Raw genomic sequence first — 18,869 nt, 5'->3', positions numbered from 1 at the left:
ACGATACGCTCCTAGTGATAGCCATCTTCATGGGTCACCTTGCCGCGGAACACGTAGTAGCTCCAGTAGGTGTAGCCAAGGATGAACGGCAGGATGAACAGCGTGCCCACCAGCATGAAGCCCTGGCTCTGCGGTGGCGCCGCGGCGTCCCAGATGCTGATCGACGGCGGGATGATGTTCGGCCACAGGCTGATACCCAGCCCGCTGTAGCCCAGGAAGATCAGCACCAGGGTCAGCAGGAACGGCGTGTAGTGGGCATTGCGCGCCACCGCCCGCAGCAGGCCGTAGAAGGTCACCAGCACCAGGATCGGCACCGGCATGAACCAGACCAGGTTGGGCATGCTGAACCAGCGTTCGGCGATCTGCGGATAGGCGATCGGCGTCCACAGGCTGACCACGCCGATGACCGCCAGCAGCACCAGCGCCAGTGGCCGAGCGATGTCATGCATCTGCTTCTGCAGCGGCCCTTCGGTCTTCATGATCAGCCAGGTGCAGCCCAGCAGGGTGTAGGCGACGATCAGGCCCAGGCCGGAGAACAGCGTGAACGGCGTCAGCCAGTCCAGGGTGCCGCCGACGAACTTGCGGTCGACCACCTTGAAGCCCTCGATGAACGCGCCCAGGGCCACGCCCTGGAAGAAGGTCGCCACCAGCGAGCCCCAGATGAACGCCTTGTCCCAGATGTGCCGCTTGTTGGCCCGGGCCTTGAAACGGAACTCGAAGGCCACGCCACGGAAGATCAGGCCCACCAGCATCAGGATCAACGGCAGGTACAGCGCCTCCAGCACCACCGAGTAGGCCAGCGGGAAGGCGCCGAACAGCGCCGCGCCGCCCAGCACCAGCCAGGTTTCGTTGCCGTCCCATACCGGGGCGACGGTGTTCATCATCACATCGCGGTCACGCTCGTCCTTGACGAAGGGGAAGAGCATGCCGATTCCCAGGTCGAAACCATCCATCACCACGTACATCATGACGCCGAAGATGATGATCACGGCCCAGATCAGCGGAAGATCGATACCCATCTCAGTTCCCCTTGCTCAGGCTGGCGGAGTCGGCCTCATGGCCTTCATCGGCGGCGGACAGTGGCCGCGCCGGCGTGCGTTTCTGGCCAGGGCCACCCGGGGTGTGCTCCTCGCCTTCGCCGGTCTTAGGCCCTTTGCGCACCAGGCGCATCATGTAGCCGATGCCGGTGCCGAACAGGGCGAAGTAGACCACCACGAACATCACCAGGGTGAAACCAAGTTGCGCGTAGCTATGGTTGGACACCCCATCGGCGGTGCGCATCAGCCCATAGACCACCCAGGGCTGGCGACCGACCTCGGTGGTGAACCAGCCGGCGAGGATGGCGATCAACCCGGACGGGCCCATCCACAAGGTCAGGTAGAGGAACGGACGCGAGCTGTACAGCGTGCCGCGCTTGCGCAGCCACAGGCTCCACAGGCCGACGAAGATCATCAGCATGCCCAGCCCGACCATGATCCGGAACGACCAGAACACGATGGTCGAATTGGGTCGATCCTCGGGCGGGAAGTCCTTCATCGCCGGGACCTGCTTGTCCAGGCTGTGGGTGAGGATCAGGCTGCCGAGCGCCGGGATCTCGATCTTGAAGCGCGTGGTCTCGGCCTGCATGTCGGGAATGCCGAACAGGATCAGCGGGGTCGGCTCGCCGGGCTTGTTCTCCCAGTGGCCTTCGATGGCGGCGATCTTCACCGGCTGGTGCTTGAGGGTGTTCAAGCCATGGAAGTCACCGATCACCGCCTGTACCGGCGCGACGATCAGCGCCATCCACATGGCCATCGACAGCATCTTGCGCACCGCCGGGTTGTCGCGCCCGCGCAGCAGGTGCCAGGCCGCCGAGGCGCCGACGAAGAACGCGGTGGCGACGAAGGCCGCGGTGGCCATGTGCATCAGCCGGTAGGGGAAGGACGGGTTGAAGATCACCGCGAACCAGTCCACCGGGATCACCTGGCCATTGACGATCTCGTAGCCCTGGGGCGTCTGCATCCAGCTGTTGGAGGCGAGGATCCAGAACGTCGACACCAGCGTGCCGAGCGCCACCATGCACGTGGCGAAGAAGTGCAGGCCACGCCCGACACGGTTCCAGCCGAACAGCATGACGCCGAGGAAACCGGCCTCGAGGAAGAAGGCGGTCAAGACCTCGTAAGTCAGTAATGGACCGGTGATGGACCCGGCAAAGTCGGAGAACTGGCTCCAGTTGGTGCCGAACTGGTAGGCCATGACCAGGCCCGAGACCACGCCCATGCCGAAGTTGACGGCGAAGATCTTCGACCAGAAGTGGTAGAGGTCACGGTAGGTATTGTCGCCGGTCTTCAGCCAAAGGCCTTCGAGGACCGCCAGGTAGCTCGCCAGGCCAATGGTGATGGCCGGGAACAGGATGTGAAAGGACACGGTAAAGGCAAACTGGATTCGGGCGAGCTCTAGGGCTTCCAATCCGAACATGGTGCTTCCTCTTCAGGTAATCCGGCGACCGGGCTCATGGCCTGTCGCCCACTGCCCCCACGGGTATCGAGTGCGGCGCGTTGGAATTGTTCTGTTCGATCGCGGGGATTCCGGCCCGAGGGCCAAGATCGTTGCATCTGGAACGATTGATCCAGGTCAACGACTGAATGGAAGCATAGTCCCGAATGACCCATCCGGATGTGTGGTTGATTGCCGCGTGACCGGTTGCCTCACCCTCTTTTTTTGCGTGTGAAAAGTTGATCCACGCGGCTTTCAGCAACTATTTGTTACAAACAGATGTTACTCTTCAGCCCCCTCTGGTACCGAGGTCGCAGGCTCCCCGATGTCCGATTCCGCCCCGAAATTGCTGCGCCATCACCGCCCGTTCCTCGCCTTCTGGCTGGCCCGCGTGTTCACCGCCAGCGGCTTCCAGATGCTCACCGTGGCCATCGGCTGGCATCTCTACCAACTGACCGGCAATGTCCTCGACCTGGGCCTGGTCGGGCTGGTCGAGTTCGCCCCGCGGGTGCTGTTCATGCTGCACACCGGGCATGTCGCCGACCGCTACGACCGGCGCAAGGTCGCCGCCCTGTGCCAGACCCTGCAGGCGCTGATCGCCCTGGCGCTGGCCGTGGGCAGTTTTACCGACAACGTCAGCCGAGAGCTGATCTTCGTGCTGGCCTTCCTGCTAGGTGCCGCCCGCTCCTTCGAGATGCCGGCGACCCAGGCCCTGCTGCCCAACGTGGTACCCCCCGGGCTGTTCCCGCGCGCGGTGGCGGCCTCTGCTTCGGCGTCCCAGGCGGCGACCATCGTCGCCCCGGCGGTGGGCGGCCTGCTCTACGCCTTCGGCAGCACCTGGGTTTACGGTCCGACCGTAGTCCTCTATCTCATCGCCTGCCTTTTGACCCTGAGCCTCGATGCCCGTCGGCAGCAGCCGCAGCCAGGCAGGGCCAACCTCGACTCGCTGCTGGCCGGGATCCGCTTCATCCGCAGCCGTCCGGATATCCTCGGCGCGATCTCGCTGGACCTGTTCGCCGTGCTGCTGGGCGGTGCCACCGCCCTGCTGCCGGTGTTCGCCAAGGACATCCTGCTCACCGGCGCCTGGGGCCTGGGTCTGTTGCGCTCGGCGCCCGCCGTCGGTGCATTGTTGATGTCGCTGTGGCTGGCGCGTTTCCCGGTGGAACGCAAGGTGGGTCTGACCATGTTCACCGCAGTGGGCATATTTGGCGTCGCGACCATCGCCTTCGGCCTGTCCACTTCGTTCTGGTTCTCCCTAGCAGTGCTGGTGGTGCTGGGCGCGGCGGACATGATCAGCATGGTCATCCGCAGCGCTTTCGTGCAGTTGGAGACGCCGGACGAGATGCGCGGCCGGGTGAGCGCGGTGAACGGGCTGTTCATCGGTGCCTCGAACCAGCTCGGCGAGTTCGAGTCGGGCGTTACCGCGCACTGGTTTGGCACAGTGCCGGCGGTGGTGCTCGGTGGCGTGGGCACGCTGGTGGTGACCGGGGTGTGGATGAAGCTGTTCCCGACGCTGACCCATCGGGACCGGATGCACAACAGCTGATCGGTTGCCTGTGCCGGCCTCTCCGCGGGTAAACCCGCTCCCACAGGCGTGGCGCGTGGCTTGAGGGCTGCACGGTCACTGTGGGAGCGGCTTCAGCCGCGAACACCGGCATAGCCAGTGCCAGGCACCGCGTCGCCTGCTTCGCGGCGGTGCGGCGGTCCGATAAACCCGCTTCCACAGGGATCGCGCCGCCCTCAGGCCCTGTGAAATACCTGTGGGAGCGGGCTTGCCCGCGAAAGGGCCGACACAGGCTGGAGAAAACCCTCTCCCCAATGGCCATAGGCCCCCGCCATCCATGCTGGTATGATGCGCGGCTTTTTTCCGCCCCACATAAAACCACGGTATCCGGTACGGTCTGTGCTTTGCTGTTGGGGTCGATACATTCACGGCGCGAGGGCGCCCGGGGAGCAGGCATGCTGGAAAGGCTGTTTCAACTAAAAGCACACGACACCAATGTGCGCACCGAGATTCTCGCGGGCGTCACCACCTTCCTGGCCATGGCCTACATCCTGTTCGTCAACCCGAGCATCCTCGGCGAGACCGGCATGGACAAGGGCGCGCTGTTCGTCGCCACGTGCCTGGCCGCGGCCATCGGTTCGGTGACCATGGGCATCATCGCCAACTACCCGATCGCCCTGGCGCCGGGCATGGGCCTGAACGCCTTCTTCACCTACACCGTGGTCCTGCACATGGGCCACACCTGGCAGGTGGCGCTGGGCGCGGTATTCATTTCCGCCGTGCTGTTCTTCCTGCTGTCGATCTTCCGCATCCGCGAGTGGATCGTGAACAGCATCCCGCTGCCGCTGCGCTCGGCCATCGCTGCCGGCATCGGCCTGTTCCTGGCACTGATCGCCCTGCATAACGCAGGTATCGTCGTCGATAACCCGGCCACTCTGGTGGGCCTGGGCGACCTCAGCAAGCCGGCGCCGATCCTCGCCATCCTCGGCTTCTTCCTGATTGTCGCCCTCGAGTCGCTGAAGGTCCGCGGCGCGGTGCTGATCGGTATCCTGGCGGTGACCGTGGCCTCGATCGCGATGGGCGTCACTCCGTTCAATGGCGTGGTGTCGATGCCGCCGTCACTGGCCCCGACCTTCCTGCAACTGGACATCGCCGGCGCCCTCGACGTCGGCCTGATCAGCGTAATCTTCGCCTTCCTGTTCGTCGACCTGTTCGATAACTCCGGCACCCTGATCGGCGTGGCCAAGCGCGCCGGCCTGATGGGCAAGGACGGCCACATGCCGAAGATGGGCCGCGCCCTGATCGCCGACAGTACCGCCGCCATGGCCGGTTCCCTGCTGGGCACCTCGACCACCACCAGCTACATCGAGTCGGCGGCGGGCGTGAGCGCGGGCGGGCGCACCGGCCTGACCGCCATCGTGGTCGCCGTGCTGTTCCTGCTGGCGCTGTTCTTCGCCCCGCTGGCCGGCAGCGTGCCAGCCTTCGCCACCGCGCCAGCGCTGCTGTTCGTCGCCGTGCTGATGGCCTCGGGCCTGGCCGAGATCAACTGGGACGATGTCACCGAAGCCGCGCCGGTGGTGGTGACCGCCCTGGCCATGCCGCTGACCTATTCGATTGCCAACGGCATCGCCTTCGGCTTCATCGCCTGGACCGCCATCAAGCTGATCTCCGGTCGTCACCGCGACCTGAACCCGGCGCTGGTGATCCTGTCGATCCTGTTCGTCATCAAGCTGGGCTGGTTCCCCGCATGAGTGCTGTCCTGGATCCTTCCCAATACGATGCGCAGCTGGCGGCCAAGGCCGACCGCCTGCGCGAGCTGCTGGCACCGTTCGGCGCGCCGGAGCCGGCGCTGTTCGACTCGCCTCGCGAGCACTATCGCCTGCGCGCCGAGTTCCGCCTGTGGCGCGAAGGCGGGCAGCGCCATTACGCAATGTTTGCCCCGGGCGATAAGCACAAGGCGATCCTGATCGACGATTTCCCCATCGCCAGCGAGCGCATCAATGAACTGATGCCACGCCTGAAGGCCGCCTGGCAGGGCAACGAGGCGCTCGACAATCGCCTGTTCCAGGTCGAGTTCCTCACCACCCTGGCCGGCGATGCGATGGTCACCCTGTGCTACCACCGTCCGCTGGACGACGCCTGGGAAACCGCCGCGCAACAACTGGCCAGCGACCTGAACGTCAGCGTGATCGGTCGTTCCAAGGGCAAGCGCGTGGTGATCGGCCGCGACTATGCGGTGGAGAAGCTCGACATCGCCGGGCGCACCTTCAGCTATCGCCAGCCCGAAGGTGCCTTCACCCAGCCCAATGGCGCGGTGAACCAGAAGATGCTCGGCTGGGCCTTCGAGGCCATGGGCGAGCGCCAGGACGACCTGCTGGAGCTGTACTGCGGCAACGGCAACTTCACCCTGCCGCTGGCCACCCGCGCGCGCAAGGTGCTGGCCACCGAGATCAGCAAGACCTCGGTCAATGCCGCGTTGCACAACCTCGACGAGAACGGCGTGGACAACGTGCGCCTGGTACGCCTGTCGGCCGAAGAGCTGACCCAGGCGCTGAACGAGGTCCGCCCGTTCCGCCGCCTGGAAGGCATCGACCTGAAAAGCTACGACTTCGGCACCGTGTTCGTCGACCCGCCACGCGCCGGCATGGACCCGGACACCTGCGAGCTGACCCGCCGCTTCGAGCGCATCCTGTATATCTCGTGCAACCCAGAGACCCTGGCGCAGAACATCGCCCAGCTGCACGATACCCACCGTATCGAACGCTGCGCGCTGTTCGACCAGTTCCCGTATACCCACCATATGGAAAGCGGCGTCCTGCTGGTTCGGCGCTGAAACGCTCGCAGGGCAGGCTCCTGCACGCTGTGTGTGTAGGAGCGGCCTTGTGCCGCGAAAGGGTCGCGTAGCGACCCCTGGATTCCAGCGTTTACACATCAATCACCGGGGCCGCTCTGCGGCCCTTTCGCGGCACAAGGCCGCTCCTACAGGGATCGCGTAAACGCCTTCAGAAATCGAAGAACACCGTCTCCCCTTCCCCCTGGATACGGATATCGAACCGATACGCCGTCTTTCCCTCTACCTCACAACGTCTGGCGATCAGCGTCTCGCGCCGCTGCGGCTGCTCGATCAGGTTGAGCACCGGGCACCGGGCGTTCGCCTCGCCCTCGTCATCGAAGTACAGCCGGGTATGCAGGTGGATATTGATCCCCCGGGCAAACAGGCTGATGTTGATGTGCGGCGCCATCGGCACGCCCGCGGCGTTGTTCACCACCCCCGGCTTGACCGTGTGCAGCGTCCATTCACCGACATCGAAGGTGGTCGCGGTGCGGCCGAAGCTGTTGAAAGCGTTCTCCAGGTTGAATTCATCCTGATATTGGCCATTGGCATCGGCTTGCCAGATTTCCAGGAACGAATCGCGCACCAGGTGGCCGTTGCCGTCGTACACCTGGCCGAGCAAGAGGATATGTTCGCCCGGCGCATCGGGCCGGGCCAGGCGGTTCCAGATTTCCTGGTCGCGGGTCGGGTTGCCCGCCGCCTCCAGGGCCAGGCCGATGTGCACGTAGGGGCCGGCGGTCTGCGAAGGGGTTTCCGGCAGCAGTTCGATAGGCATGACGGGCCTCCTCAGCGATTTTCGAAGTGGGTCTGGCGCTGGCCGCGCAGGACGATGTCGAAGCGGTAGGCCAGGCAATCCAAGTGGGGTTGGCATGGCCCATGTCGAGCCTGGCGATCAGCCGCTGGACCGCCTCAGGATTGGCGATCGACTTGACGATCGGGCACAGCGGAATCAGTGGATCGCCCTCGAAGTACAGCTGGGTGATCAGCTTGGTGGCGATCGACGGCCCGCTGATGGAGAAGTGGATATGCGCCGGGCGCCAGTCGTTGGGGCCGTTGCGCCACGGGTACGGACCGGGCTTGATGGTGCGGAAGCTGTAGTAGCCGTCGCGGTCGGTCAGGCAACGACCAACGCCGCCAAAGTTCGGGTCCAGCGGGGCCAGGTAGCGGTCGTTCTTGTGCCGGTAGCGACCGCCGGCGTTGGCCTGCCACATCTCGACCAGGGTATTGGGCACCGGCTTGCCGTACTGGTCGACAACACGGCCGGCGACGATGATGCGCTCGCCAATCGGCAGGCCGCCCTGGTTGAAGTTGAGCAGCAGGTCGTGGTCGTGCTCACCGAAGCGCAGATGGGAAAAGTCCGGGCCGGTACTTTCGCTGATCGACTGCGGGATGCTGACCAACGCCTGGCGCGGCGAGCGCGCCACCGAGGTCTTGTAGTCGGGGGTGACGGCCTTGGGGTGCCAGTTGCGATCACGGATCACGAAGCGGCTGGTGTCCTGGGCGGGCATGCCGGTTTCCTCTCTTGGAATTGTCGAACGCCTGGGCGTGGCAGGCGGACTTGCAGTTTCCGGCAGGCCAGTCGGGATGAATATTGAATTCAGCGGTCTTAGACATAACCATTTGGTTATGCATCAGCGACCAGGGCGACGCCCTGGGCAGCGCTGAACTAATCTTTAGACTTCATGTTTCACAAACCGGAGAGCTCCATATGGAATGGCGAAAAGGTCGACGCAGCGACAACGTGGTCGATGCCCGCGGCGAAGGGGGTGGCGGCGGCATGCGCTTCGGCGGCGGCAAGGGCCTCGGGCTCGGCGCCATCCTGTTGATCGTTGGCATCGGCTGGCTCACCGGTCAGGACCCGCTGCAGATCCTCGGCCAGTTGGCCGGGCAGATGGAGCAGCAGCAGACCGCTCCGGCCAACGTCGGCAGCAAGGCGCCGCCGGCCAACGACGAGCAGGCCGAGTTCGTCGCCTCGATCCTCGGCGACACCGAGGACACCTGGAAGGCACTCTTTGCCCAGGCGGGCAAGCAGTACCGCGATCCCCAGCTGGTGCTGTTCAGTGGCCAGGTCAACTCCGCCTGCGGCTTCGCCTCGGCGGCGGTCGGGCCGTTCTACTGCCCCGGCGACCAGCGCGTGTACCTGGACATGACGTTCTTCCGGGAAATGGAAACCCGCTTCAAGGCCGCCGGCGACTTCGCCCAGGCCTACGTGATCGCCCACGAAATCGGCCACCACGTGCAGACCCTGCTCGGCGTCTCGGCCAAGGTCGACGCCGCGCGCCGCAATGGCCAACGCATGGAAGGTGACAACGGCCTGCTGGTGCGCCAGGAACTGCAGGCCGACTGCCTGGCCGGCGTGTGGGCCTACCAGGCGCAGAAACGCCTGAACTGGCTGGAGCCGGGTGATGTGCAAGAGGCGCTGAACGCCGCCAATGCCATCGGTGATGATCGCCTGCAACAGCAGGGGCAAGGGCGGGTGGTGCCCGACTCGTTCACCCATGGCACCTCGCAACAGCGCGAGCGTTGGTTCAAGGCTGGGTTTTCCAGTGGCGACGTGAACCAGTGCGACACCTTCAGCGCACGTAGCCTTTGAGATCGCGATCCCCCAGTGCGCGCCTACAGGTGCGCATGGCGGGTGTACCCGCGATTGACCACATCAAAAACACAAACGTATTCAACAAGTTACAAATTTGCTGAAAAAGCGTTTCAGCTTCTCCCCTGTTTGCCGATAAGTCCTACACAAATCTGCGGGCTATCTGACAACAACAACGCCCAGCTTTTGAGATCAAGTGAGCGAAATCATTCTCTGGGAGAGCGTGCATGAACAGTTGGTTCGCCAATATCAGCGTCAACCTCAAACTCGGCCTGGGCTTCGGCCTGGTCCTGGTCCTGACCGGCCTGCTGGCCCTGACCGGCTGGAACAGCCTGGGCAGCCTCATCGACCGCAGCAACTGGATGAGCGACATCACCCAGCTCAACAGTGACCTGACCAACCTGCGCGTGGCCCGCCTGCAGTGGATGCTGACCAACGGCGACGACGCCTCGGCGGCCAATGTCCAGGCCAAGCTCGACGCCTTCGGCAGCCAGCAGCAGCACCTGGTCAACTCCTTCAAGAGCCCGGAAAACGTCAAGCTGCTGCGCGAGCAGGGCCAGAGCATCAGCGAATATCGCGTCTCGCTGGAAAAGATGCGCCAGGGCTACAAGACCACCCTCGCCGCCCGCGAGTCGATGAACCAGGCCGCCGGCCGTGCCAATGAGGCGATCGAGGCCATCAGCAACGCCGTGCTGTCCAGTTCCGAAGGCGATGCCAGCCGCCTGGCGCAATACCTGGTCATCAGCAAGGCCAAGCAGCAACTGGTGCAGGTTCGCCTGGACGTGCGCAGCTACATCGCCGACCTGACCAACGAAGCCGAGCAGGCCGCCCTGCGCCAGCTGGAAAACGCCCTGAGCGAAATCGACAGCCTCAAGCGCCAACTGCCGGGCGAAGCCTCGCGCATCCAGCAGTTCGAAAACGCCGTGCTGGCCTACCGCGACGCCGTGCGCCAGTTCCGCGACGCCACCGCCGCCATCGGCGTGGCCCGCGCCGAAATGACCGTGCAGGGCGCCGACATCGTCAAGCGCAGCGACGAGCTGTACAAGATCCAGATCGAGCGCCGTGACGCCGAAAGCGTCCAGGCCCGCAGCCTGCAGACTACCGCCACCCTCCTGGCGCTGCTGGTCGGCGTGCTCGCCGCGTTCATCATCACCCGCCAGATCACCCGCCCGCTGCGCGAGACCATGGACGTGGTCAACCGCATCGCCAGCGGCGACCTCACCCAGGAACTGCGCGTCACCCGCCGCGACGAACTGGGCGCCCTGCAGCAGGGCATCGCCCGCATGGGCACCACCCTGCGCGACCTGATCACCGGCATCCGCGACGGCGTCACCCAGATCGCCAGCGCCGCCGAGGAGCTGTCGGCGGTGACCGAACAGACCAGCGCCGGCGCCAACAGCCAGAAGGTCGAGACCGACCAGGTGGCCACCGCCATGCACGAGATGGCCGCCACCGTCCAGGAAGTCGCGCGTAACGCCGAGCAGGCCTCCCACGCGGCAACCAACGCCGACGACGAAGCCCGGGTCGGCGACAAGGTGGTGGGTGAAGCCATCAGCCAGATCGAACGCCTGGCCCACGAAGTGCACCGCTCCACCGAGGCGATGACCCTGCTGCAGCAGGAAAGCCAGAAGATCGGCAGCGTCATGGATGTGATCAAGTCGGTGGCCGAGCAGACCAACCTGCTGGCGCTCAACGCCGCCATCGAGGCGGCCCGTGCCGGCGAGGCCGGCCGTGGCTTCGCCGTGGTGGCCGACGAGGTCCGCGGCCTGGCCCAGCGCACCCAGCAGTCCACCGAAGAGATCGAAGGCCTGATCGCCAGCCTGCAGCACGGCACCCAGCAGGTCGCCGAAGTGATGAACGGCAGCCGCAGCCTGACCGACAGCAGCGTCGAGCTGGCACGCAAGGCCGGTGGTTCGCTGGAGAGCATCACCCGCACGGTGTCGAACATCCAGTCGATGAACCAGCAGATCGCCGCCGCCGCCGAGCAGCAGAGCGCCGTGGCCGAAGAGATCAGCCGCAGCATCCTCAACGTGCGCGACGTGTCGGAGCAGACCGCCGCGGCCAGCGACGAGACCGCCGCCTCCAGCGTCGAGCTGGCGCGCCTGGGTGGTCACCTGCAGACCTTGGTCAGCCAGTTCCGCGTCTGACCCTGTAACGCATCGCGGGGCCAGCCCGCTCCCACCGGTCGTGGGAGCGGGCTGGCCCCGCGATCATTTCACCCCAGCCTTATTTGACGATCATCCCCACCCCACGCCCACGCGGATCGGAAGCGGTCTCCAGCTTCTCCCCGGTGACCCGGATCGCCTGGATATCGCCCATCTCCCAGCCCTGGTCTTCCAGCACGTAGCCCATCTTCTTCAGATCGTCCGCCACCTTGCCGGTGAGCGGCGCATAGCTGTCGAAGTAGATCGTGTCCTTGGGCAGCAACTGGTGATGCACACGCTGCGCCGCCACCGCCTTCTCCAGCGGCATGCCGTAGTCATACAGGTTGTTCATCACCTGGAAGATCGAGGTGAAGATCCGCGAACCGCCCGGCGTGCCCAGCACCAGCGCCACCTTGCCATCGCGGGTCACCAGGCTCGGGCTCATCGACGAGAGCATGCGCTTGCCCGGCGCGATGGCATTGGCGTCGCCGCCGACCACGCCAAAGGCATTGGCCGCCCCCGGCTTGGCGCTGAAGTCGTCCATCTCGTCGTTGAGCAGGAAGCCCGCGCCCTTGACCACCACGCCACTGCCGTAGTCGAGGTTGAGGGTGTAGGTGTTGCTCACCGCGTTACCCTGCTTGTCGACGATGGAGAAGTGCGTGGTCTGGTGCGGTTCCAGCCCTGGCTTGACCTTGTCGGTCTCGGAGATCGCGTTCGGGTTGACCTGGGCGGCGCGCTTGGCCAGGTAGTCCTTGGCCACCAGCTGGTCGACCGGGACCTTGGTGAAGGCCGGGTCACCGAGGTAATCGGCACGGTCGGCGAACACGCGTTTCTCGATCTCGGCCAGCAGGTGAATGTACTTGGCCGAATTGTGCTCGACGCCCTTGAAGTCCGCGGCGCGGTCTTCCTTGATGCCCAGCAGCTGGGCCAGGGCGACGCCGCCGGAGCTTGGCGGCGGCGCGGTGTAGACCACGTTGCCGCGCCAGCCAATGGCGATCGGGTCGCGCCACACGGCCTTGTAGTCCTTGAGGTCATCCTTGGTGATCAGGCCCTTGTCGGCCTGCATCTGCGCCACCAGCAGGTCGGCGGTCTTGCCCTGGTAGAACTCGCTGACGCCCTTGTCGGCGATGCGCTCCAGGGTCTGCGCCAGTTCCGGCTGCTTGAACAGCTCGCCGACCTTCATGTGGCCGAAGTAGTCGTTGAAGTTGGTGGCGGTCTTGAACAGACCCTGGGCGTCGTCACGGTACTGGTACTGCTTCTGGGCGATCTTGAAGCCGTTCTGCGCGTAGCCGATGGCCGGCGTCAGCAACTCGCTCCACTTGAGCTTGCCGAACTTCTGGTGCGCCTCCCACAGCCCCATCACCGTGCCCGGCACGCCGGCGGCGCGTACGCCGACCAGGCTGAGGTTCTCGATCACCTCGCCCTTGTCGTCCAGGTACATGGTCTTGGTCGCGGCCTTGGGCGCCACTTCGCGGTAGTCGAGGAAGTAGGGCTTGCCGTCGACGAACAGGGTCATGAAACCACCGCCGCCGATGTTGCCGGCCTCGGGGTAGGTCACGGCCAGGGTGAAGGCGGTGGCGACGGCGGCGTCCACCGCGTTGCCGCCCTTCTTGAGGATGTCGCGCGGCCACCTGTGCGCCATATTGATCAGGCGCGGCCACCGCGCCGCCTTCCAGCGTCACGGCAAAGGCGGAGGAACAGCTCAGGATCGCGACCCCGAGGGCCAGCGGCTGGAACATGACGATACGCATGCGCACTTCCTTGGTGTTGTTTTTGTTGATCAGTCATTAAGGCCGAAGCCCTCCGACTAAGCAAACACCATTGCAGGATCGCGCCGCCGATGGGCAGACACTGTCGCGTTCAGGCAACTCAGCAGGCGTAGGCGGCCAGCTTTTTCTGGATGAAATCGAGGAAGCACTGGATGCGCAGGGCCAGCTGGGTGTTGCGGTAGTAGACCGCGTGGATCGGCTGGCGATAGCCGTTGTTGTGCTCGCCGAGCAGTACCTGCAGGCGGCCGGCGCGGATATCCTCGTGGGTCATGAAGTGCGACAGGCTGACGATGCCTTCACCGGCGATGGCCAGCTGGCGCAGGGTTTCGCCACTGGAGGCGAGCAGCTGCGGGCGGATCGCCCAATGGTCGCCCTGGGCGTGGCGCAATGGCCAGCGGTTGAGCGATTCCAGGGAGCTGAAACCGAGCAGGCAATGCTGGTCGAGATCCTCGACCTTCTGCGGCGTACCGTGCCGCGCCAGGTAATCGGGGCTGGCGAGTACCTGCACCGGGCTGCAGCCCAGCGAGCGGGCATGCAGGCTGGAGTCGGACAGCTCGCCGATGCGAATGGCCACGTCGGTGCTCTGCTCCAGCAGGTCGATGATCAGGTCGTCGGTGTTCAGTTCCAGCTCGATGCCGGGGTATTGCCGACGGAACTCACCGATCCACGGCAGGATCGCGTGCAGCATGAACGGCGCGGCAGCGTTGATGCGCAGGCGCCCGGACGGGGTCTGGCGGTTCATCGACAGGCGCTCTTCCATGTCGTCCATCTGCTCGAGGATCAACCGTGCGCGTTCGAGGAAGAAGCGCCCTTCCTCGGTCAGGTCCATGCGCCGGGTGGTGCGGTTGACCAAGGTGGTGCCCAGCTTGCCCTCCAGCCGCGACAGGGTGCGGCTGACGGCCGATGGGGTCTGGCCGATCTGCTCGGCGGCGGCGGAGATCGAGCCGCTGTCGATGACGGCGACGAAGACCTGGAGTTCTTCGGAGCGAGTTTTCACACGAAAGGACCTGATTGGAGAATGCCGTGATTGATAGCTGTTGATCAACGTACGTGCAAGCAACTTGCCCCGTGTAGGAGCGGCCTTGTGCCGCGAAAGGGCTACGCTGCGCCATTGAAGTTGTCAGGTATACGAAAACCTGGGGCCGCACTGCGGCCCTTTCGCGGCACAAGGCCGCTCCTACAGAGGCGAGCGATCAGGCCTTGCCGAACACCTCATCCAGGTGCTGCTCGTACGCCGCCAGCGCCGCCGGCACATCCGGCCGCTTCATCACATCGACGGCGAGGAAGGTCGGCAACCCGCTCATGCCGAGGAACTGGTTGGCCTTGTGGAACGGGAAGTACACCGCATCCACGCCCTTGCCCTCGAAGAAATCGCTCGGATCGTCGAACGCCTGCTGCGGCGCGTTCCAGGTCAGCGACAGCATGTACTGCTTGCCCTGGACCAGGCCACCGCTGCCGTACTTCTGCGAGGCGTCGGAGCGGGTGCGGCCATCGTTGGCGTACAGGCTGCCGTGCCCGGCGGTGAACACCTCGTCGATGTATTTCTTCACCGTCCAGGGCGCGCCCATCCACCAACCGGGCATCTGGTAGATCACCACGTCGGCCCAGAGGAATTTCTCCACCTCGGCCTGGACGTCGTAGCCACCGTCGATGAAAGTTTCCCGCACATCGAAACCGGCACGGTCCAGGTGAGCCAGCGCGGCATCGTGCAAGGTCTGGTTGAGGCGGCCGTCGGAGTGGGCGAAGCGTTTGCCACCGTTGAGCAGGAGGATCTTTTTCATGGGAGGGTCAGCCCTGTAAGTGAAGTTGCCGGCAGGTTAGGCACTCACGGGGCGGGGAAACAGCGGGTTCAGGGCAAAATACATTTGCCTGTTAATCACGAATGGCAAACATATTGTTGATTTAGAATCTGCTCACCCTCTTCACTCACCGAGATCTGCCATGAGCGAGCAATACGCCTTCATCCTCAAAGCCAAGACCCGCCCGGAACAGGCCGAATCCTTCGAGCAGTTGTTCCGTCCCTACGTCGAGCCCAGCCGCCAGGAGCCGGGCTGCATCGAGTACCACATGCTGCGCGACAAGGAAGACCCGAGCCTGTTCGTGTTCTTCGAGGTCTGGGCCAGCAAGACGGCCCTGGACGTGCACTCGGCGCTGCCGCATATGGCCGCGTTCTTCGAAAAGCGCATGGATTACCTGGAGCGCGACTTTGATATCCAGATGATCGACATGCTCAGCGCTTCGTCCGCTAACCGTTGATCAACAGGTGCGTGCCCAGCAGCGCCAGGCCGATGAAGAAGCAGCGCTTGAACAGCGCTGCGCTGATCCGCCCGCGCAGCCACTGACCGGCGAACATGCCCAGCAAGGCGGGCGCCAGCATCAGCAACGAAGCACCCAAGGCCTGGCCACCCAAGGCATCCTGACCGGCCAGGCCAACCGCCAGCGCCAGGGTCGAGACGGTGAATGACAGCCCCAATGCCTGGACCATCTCCTCACGGCTCAGGCCAAGACCTTGCAAATAGGGCACTGCGGGCATCACGAACACCCCGGTGGCCGCCGTCACCACGCCCGTCAGCAACCCGCAGGCGGGGCCCAGCCAACGCTCCCGCCCAGGCGCCACCCGCAAGCCCGGGCCGGCCAGGCCGTAAAGGGCATAGATCAGCAACGCAGCGCCCAAGCCATGGGCTGCCCACGGGCCACTGTCGATACCTGACCAGGCGCTGCCCAACAGGGTGCCGATGAAGATCATCGACAACATCCCTCCCAGGCGCCGCAGCAGCGCCAGCAAGTGACCGCCTGCCGCCAGCTGCCACAGGTTGGTCACGGTCGACGGCACGATCAGCAGCGCCGCTGCCTGCGCCGGAGACATAGCCAGGCCCAGCAAGCCCATGGCAATGGTAGGCAGCCCCAGGCCGATCACCCCCTTGACCGCGCCAGCCAGGAAGAAGGTCATGATCACCAGCAGTGAAATTGCAGGCCCGATACTCTGATAAAACGCCAGGAAGGTATTCATGGCGTCATCCTGCCGTGCGGCCGGCGCGCTGAAAATCTGCCATATACTCAGGCAGACTCTTTCCAGGACAGAGGCAGATGCATTTCGACCTGATCGATCTCAAGCTGTTCCAGCATACCCTCGAGAGCGGCAACATCACCGAAGGTGCCCGACGCAGTCACCTGTCGCTGCCAGCGGCCAGTGCCCGCATTCGCGCCATGGAAGCTTCGTTGGGCATCCCCCTGCTCACCCGCAATCGCCGCGGTGTACAGCCCACACCTGCCGGCCAGGCGCTCCTGCAGCATGCGCGGCTGATTGCCCGGCAATTGGAACGCCTGCAATACGACCTGGGACAGTACGCCCAAGGCCTGCAAGGACAGGTACGCCTGCTGTGCAACACGGCTGCACTGACCGAGTACCTGCCGGAGTTGCTGGCCAGCTATCTGGTCGAGCACCCGGGCGTGAGTGTAGATATCCAGGAGTTGCCGAGCCTTGGCATCGTCCAGGCGATCACCCAGGGCATGGCGGACCTGGGCATCATTTCCAGCGCCGCGCCTTGCGAGCATCTGCAGACACGGCCGTTTCGCGATGATCCGCTGGTGCTGGTGATGCCCCAGGGACATCCGCTGGACGCCCATGATGAGGCAGGTTTCAACGCGAGTCTGGACCATGGGCATGTGGGGCTTGGCACCAACAGCGCCCTCGCGTTACACCTTGAGGAACAGGCGCTACGCCAGGGAAGGCGCATGCAGGTGCGGGTTCGTGCGGAAGGGTTCGATGGGGTGATCCGCATGGTCTCGGGTGGGGCCGGCGTGGCAGTGGTACCACTGGCCTCGGTTCGGCGCTGGGCAGGCGTCCTGCCGCTGCGTTGGGTTGCCCTGCGAGAGGACTGGGCCAATCGCCATTTGCTCCTCTGCTCGCGGGATTTCAGCGCATTGCCGGGGTACGCCGCCGTGCTGGTCGATCGCTTGGCCGAGCGTGTCTGAATCTGACCGGGCCGCGCAGGCTCAGTACACCACAGCCAGTTCGCGCAGCGCCGCCGAAGCCAGAAATGCCGAGCGTGAAGCGTAGCGATTATCCTGCTTCACCTTATCGTCGATACGTTGCAACAAGTTCCTGGGCAACGTCGCACTAAAACGTACCGCCGTCCCCAGGTACGGCGTTGCGTCGAAGTCCACCAACGCCCAGAGGCCGCCTACATACTCTGGATTGTCCACATGCGCATCCATTTCCTGCACCTGTGGCAGGGGCGCGCCATCGGCCACCAGCCCTTCATAATGCAGCGCCAGCGCCTCCTGAACGTTCTCCAGTGCCTGGGGGACCGTGGCGCCTGCGGAAAAACAGCCAGGTACATCGGGGATGGTGACACCGTAATAGGTCTCACGGGACTTGTGCAGGACAACAAGTAGGTTCATCGGCTCTCTCGTTTTGTCGAGCTGCCATGGTTGGGCATCTGCCGGGCAGCGTTTCCGGTCGGTGAACCGCGAAACTAGAACGTTCAGCCGCACCCTCGCAATGTGCCAGGCGGCAGTGAAACAAGTTTCGGAAATGAACTACAGCCGAGTACCTAAACTCGCTGTGCGGCCCCTCGCGGGGCAAGCCCGCTCCTACAACAATTGCGCCAAGTCTGTAGGAGATCGCCCGGCGAAGCCGGGGCCATACACCGCGCTGGATTCTTCGCGGGTAAACCCGCTCCCACAGGGCCAAGCCAAATCAATGGGTTGCGTGTTGTTCCTTAGGAAATTGCCCTGCCTATTGCACTACCCTGCCTTCGCGGGGAACAGTGTGGGAGCGGGCTTGCCCCGCGATCAACGCCGACAAAGGCCACCTCGATTACCTCGCTCTCCTCACAACTCCGCTACGCCCCCCTTGCCGCCCCTGGGCCTGATTCCCCACAATCGCGTCCATGCCGCACCACGACAGGGAATTCACCGTGCCATCGATCTACCAGCTCAAACCCCGCTTCCAGGCGTTGCTGCGCCCTGCCGTCCAGCGCCTGTTCGATCGCGGCATCACCGCCAACCAGGTCACGGTCACCGCCGCTGCGGTTTCCGTCCTGCTGGGCCTGTTGCTGGCCTGGCTGCCCCAGGTCACCTGGCTGTTCCTGCTGATCCCGGTGTGGATGCTGCTGCGCATGGCGCTGAACGCGGTCGACGGCATGCTCGCCCGGGAGTTCGGCCAGCAGTCCAAACTCGGCGCCTACCTCAATGAACTGTGCGACGTGATCGCCGACTCCGCCCTCTACTTGCCCTTCGCCCTGCTGCCAGGCGTTTCGCCGACGCTGGTAGTGCTGGTGGTGGTGTTCGCCGTGATCAGCGAGTACGCCGGAGTGATGGGCCCGCTGGCCGGCGCATCGCGCCGCTACGACGGGCCGATGGGCAAGAGCGACCGAGCCTTTGCCTTCGGCGTGCTGGGCACCGGCGTGGGGTTCGGGCTGCTGGCCGCGACCTGGATCAACGGCCTGCTGCTGGTCATCCTGCTGCTCTCGCTCTATACCCTCTACAACCGGGTTCGCCACGGCCTGGCCGAAACCCGCTGAGCCCCTCGCTGCCGGACAAGGAT

Annotated in this window: 15 protein-coding genes and 3 pseudogenes; 9 read left to right on the top strand and 9 right to left on the bottom strand. The window is 64.6% G+C overall.

The genetic code is table 11. The features are described from left to right. Positions 1 to 11: 11 nt before the first annotated feature. A complete protein-coding gene (gene cydB, locus ACZ899_RS23135; protein WP_110739372.1) occupies positions 12 to 1,019 on the bottom strand; it encodes a cytochrome d ubiquinol oxidase subunit II in 1,008 nt (335 codons plus the stop codon). 1 nt (position 1,020) lies between these two features. Next, the gene (locus tag ACZ899_RS23130) at positions 1,021 to 2,457 is read right to left on the bottom strand and encodes a cytochrome ubiquinol oxidase subunit I (protein ID WP_110739371.1); all 1,437 of its coding nucleotides are present in this window, start codon (positions 2,455 to 2,457) and stop codon (positions 1,021 to 1,023) included. Between the two features lie 343 nt (positions 2,458 to 2,800). On the opposite strand from ACZ899_RS23130, the gene ACZ899_RS23125 reads away from it, so the two are divergent. The 3 genes from ACZ899_RS23125 (at position 2,801) to trmA (ending at position 6,812) form a co-directional block, all read left to right on the top strand. Further along, a complete protein-coding gene (locus ACZ899_RS23125) occupies positions 2,801 to 4,021 on the top strand; it encodes an MFS transporter (protein ID WP_234561959.1) in 1,221 nt (406 codons plus the stop codon). A gap of 413 nt (positions 4,022 to 4,434) precedes the next feature. Beyond that, on the top strand, positions 4,435 to 5,730 hold the full coding sequence (locus ACZ899_RS23120; RefSeq protein WP_203650481.1) for an NCS2 family permease: 1,296 nt from the start codon (positions 4,435 to 4,437) through the stop codon (positions 5,728 to 5,730). Beyond that, positions 5,727 to 6,812, top strand: coding sequence for a tRNA (uridine(54)-C5)-methyltransferase TrmA (trmA, locus tag ACZ899_RS23115; protein ID WP_234561958.1), 1,086 nt, complete (start codon positions 5,727 to 5,729; stop codon positions 6,810 to 6,812). The genes ACZ899_RS23120 and trmA overlap by 4 nt, the downstream gene beginning before the upstream one ends. A 169-nt stretch (positions 6,813 to 6,981) precedes the next feature. On the opposite strand, the gene pcaG is transcribed toward trmA, so the two are convergent. Then, on the bottom strand, positions 6,982 to 7,587 hold the full coding sequence (pcaG, locus tag ACZ899_RS23110; RefSeq protein WP_234561956.1) for a protocatechuate 3,4-dioxygenase subunit alpha: 606 nt from the start codon (positions 7,585 to 7,587) through the stop codon (positions 6,982 to 6,984). A gap of 11 nt (positions 7,588 to 7,598) precedes the next feature. Then, positions 7,599 to 8,320: pseudogene (gene pcaH / locus ACZ899_RS23105) on the bottom strand (protocatechuate 3,4-dioxygenase subunit beta). Positions 8,321 to 8,520: 200 nt separating this feature from the next. Between pcaH and ypfJ the strand changes: the two are divergent. The 3 genes and pseudogenes from ypfJ to ACZ899_RS23090 all read left to right on the top strand — a co-directional run bounded on the left by ypfJ (position 8,521) and on the right by ACZ899_RS23090 (position 11,552). Continuing rightward, positions 8,521 to 9,405: a KPN_02809 family neutral zinc metallopeptidase gene (gene ypfJ, locus ACZ899_RS23100; RefSeq protein WP_232855741.1), complete on the top strand. Its 885-nt coding sequence runs from the start codon at positions 8,521 to 8,523 to the stop codon at positions 9,403 to 9,405. Between the two features lie 362 nt (positions 9,406 to 9,767). Beyond that, positions 9,768 to 10,649: pseudogene (locus tag ACZ899_RS23095) on the top strand (methyl-accepting chemotaxis protein); the annotation flags it as partial. A gap of 39 nt (positions 10,650 to 10,688) precedes the next feature. Continuing rightward, positions 10,689 to 11,552 (top strand): methyl-accepting chemotaxis protein, encoded by an 864-nt coding sequence (locus ACZ899_RS23090; RefSeq protein ID WP_371877790.1) that lies wholly within the window; start codon positions 10,689 to 10,691, stop codon positions 11,550 to 11,552. A gap of 79 nt (positions 11,553 to 11,631) precedes the next feature. Here the strand turns inward: ACZ899_RS23090 and ggt are convergent. The 3 genes and pseudogenes from ggt to mdaB all read right to left on the bottom strand — a co-directional run bounded on the left by ggt (position 11,632) and on the right by mdaB (position 15,099). Beyond that, positions 11,632 to 13,300 (bottom strand): annotated as a pseudogene (ggt, locus tag ACZ899_RS23085) (gamma-glutamyltransferase). A 118-nt stretch (positions 13,301 to 13,418) separates the two neighbouring features. Then, entirely contained in the window at positions 13,419 to 14,315 is an 897-nt protein-coding gene (locus tag ACZ899_RS23080; RefSeq protein WP_203650468.1) for a LysR family transcriptional regulator, read from the bottom strand. A gap of 196 nt (positions 14,316 to 14,511) precedes the next feature. Next, positions 14,512 to 15,099, bottom strand: a complete 588-nt coding sequence (gene mdaB, locus ACZ899_RS23075) for an NADPH:quinone oxidoreductase MdaB (RefSeq protein ID WP_203650465.1) — start codon at positions 15,097 to 15,099, stop codon at positions 14,512 to 14,514. Positions 15,100 to 15,259: 160 nt separating this feature from the next. Here mdaB and ACZ899_RS23070 point away from each other — a divergent pair, with 160 nt between their 5' ends. After that, positions 15,260 to 15,574: a putative quinol monooxygenase gene (locus ACZ899_RS23070; RefSeq protein ID WP_232855744.1), complete on the top strand. Its 315-nt coding sequence runs from the start codon at positions 15,260 to 15,262 to the stop codon at positions 15,572 to 15,574. Here the strand turns inward: ACZ899_RS23070 and ACZ899_RS23065 are convergent. After that, positions 15,564 to 16,328: a sulfite exporter TauE/SafE family protein gene (locus ACZ899_RS23065; RefSeq protein WP_232855745.1), complete on the bottom strand. Its 765-nt coding sequence runs from the start codon at positions 16,326 to 16,328 to the stop codon at positions 15,564 to 15,566. The genes ACZ899_RS23070 and ACZ899_RS23065 overlap by 11 nt on opposite strands. Before the next feature lie 77 nt (positions 16,329 to 16,405). Here ACZ899_RS23065 and ACZ899_RS23060 point away from each other — a divergent pair, with 77 nt between their 5' ends. Beyond that, positions 16,406 to 17,293 (top strand): LysR substrate-binding domain-containing protein, encoded by an 888-nt coding sequence (locus ACZ899_RS23060; RefSeq protein ID WP_234562708.1) that lies wholly within the window; start codon positions 16,406 to 16,408, stop codon positions 17,291 to 17,293. Positions 17,294 to 17,314: 21 nt separating this feature from the next. Here the strand turns inward: ACZ899_RS23060 and ACZ899_RS23055 are convergent, their stop codons facing one another. Continuing rightward, positions 17,315 to 17,722 (bottom strand): type II toxin-antitoxin system HicB family antitoxin, encoded by a 408-nt coding sequence (locus ACZ899_RS23055; RefSeq protein WP_234562707.1) that lies wholly within the window; start codon positions 17,720 to 17,722, stop codon positions 17,315 to 17,317. A 518-nt stretch (positions 17,723 to 18,240) separates the two neighbouring features. On the opposite strand from ACZ899_RS23055, the gene ACZ899_RS23050 reads away from it, so the two are divergent. Next, on the top strand, positions 18,241 to 18,846 hold the full coding sequence (locus ACZ899_RS23050) for a CDP-alcohol phosphatidyltransferase family protein (protein ID WP_203650449.1): 606 nt from the start codon (positions 18,241 to 18,243) through the stop codon (positions 18,844 to 18,846). Positions 18,847 to 18,869: the final 23 nt, after the last annotated feature.

This window comes from Pseudomonas sp. TE31087, from assembly GCF_057284075.1.
This window is presented reverse-complemented; position numbering and strand designations above follow the sequence as displayed.

What these genes read in the sequence shown, in the direction of transcription:
- trmA (WP_234561958.1), top strand. Translation starts at nt 5,727, where the DNA reads ATGAGTGCTGTCCTGGATCCTTCCCAATACGATGCGCAGCTGGCGGCC.
- ACZ899_RS23130 (WP_110739371.1), bottom strand. Translation starts at nt 2,457, where the DNA reads ATGTTCGGATTGGAAGCCCTAGAGCTCGCCCGAATCCAGTTTGCCTTT.
- ACZ899_RS23060 (WP_234562708.1), top strand. Translation starts at nt 16,406, where the DNA reads ATGCATTTCGACCTGATCGATCTCAAGCTGTTCCAGCATACCCTCGAG.
- ACZ899_RS23055 (WP_234562707.1), bottom strand. Translation starts at nt 17,722, where the DNA reads ATGAACCTACTTGTTGTCCTGCACAAGTCCCGTGAGACCTATTACGGT.
- ACZ899_RS23090 (WP_371877790.1), top strand. Translation starts at nt 10,689, where the DNA reads ATGGGCACCACCCTGCGCGACCTGATCACCGGCATCCGCGACGGCGTC.
- mdaB (WP_203650465.1), bottom strand. Translation starts at nt 15,099, where the DNA reads ATGAAAAAGATCCTCCTGCTCAACGGTGGCAAACGCTTCGCCCACTCC.
- ACZ899_RS23065 (WP_232855745.1), bottom strand. Translation starts at nt 16,328, where the DNA reads ATGAATACCTTCCTGGCGTTTTATCAGAGTATCGGGCCTGCAATTTCA.
- cydB (WP_110739372.1), bottom strand. Translation starts at nt 1,019, where the DNA reads ATGGGTATCGATCTTCCGCTGATCTGGGCCGTGATCATCATCTTCGGC.
- pcaG (WP_234561956.1), bottom strand. Translation starts at nt 7,587, where the DNA reads ATGCCTATCGAACTGCTGCCGGAAACCCCTTCGCAGACCGCCGGCCCC.
- ACZ899_RS23070 (WP_232855744.1), top strand. Translation starts at nt 15,260, where the DNA reads ATGAGCGAGCAATACGCCTTCATCCTCAAAGCCAAGACCCGCCCGGAA.
- ACZ899_RS23125 (WP_234561959.1), top strand. Translation starts at nt 2,801, where the DNA reads ATGTCCGATTCCGCCCCGAAATTGCTGCGCCATCACCGCCCGTTCCTC.
- ACZ899_RS23120 (WP_203650481.1), top strand. Translation starts at nt 4,435, where the DNA reads ATGCTGGAAAGGCTGTTTCAACTAAAAGCACACGACACCAATGTGCGC.
- ypfJ (WP_232855741.1), top strand. Translation starts at nt 8,521, where the DNA reads ATGGAATGGCGAAAAGGTCGACGCAGCGACAACGTGGTCGATGCCCGC.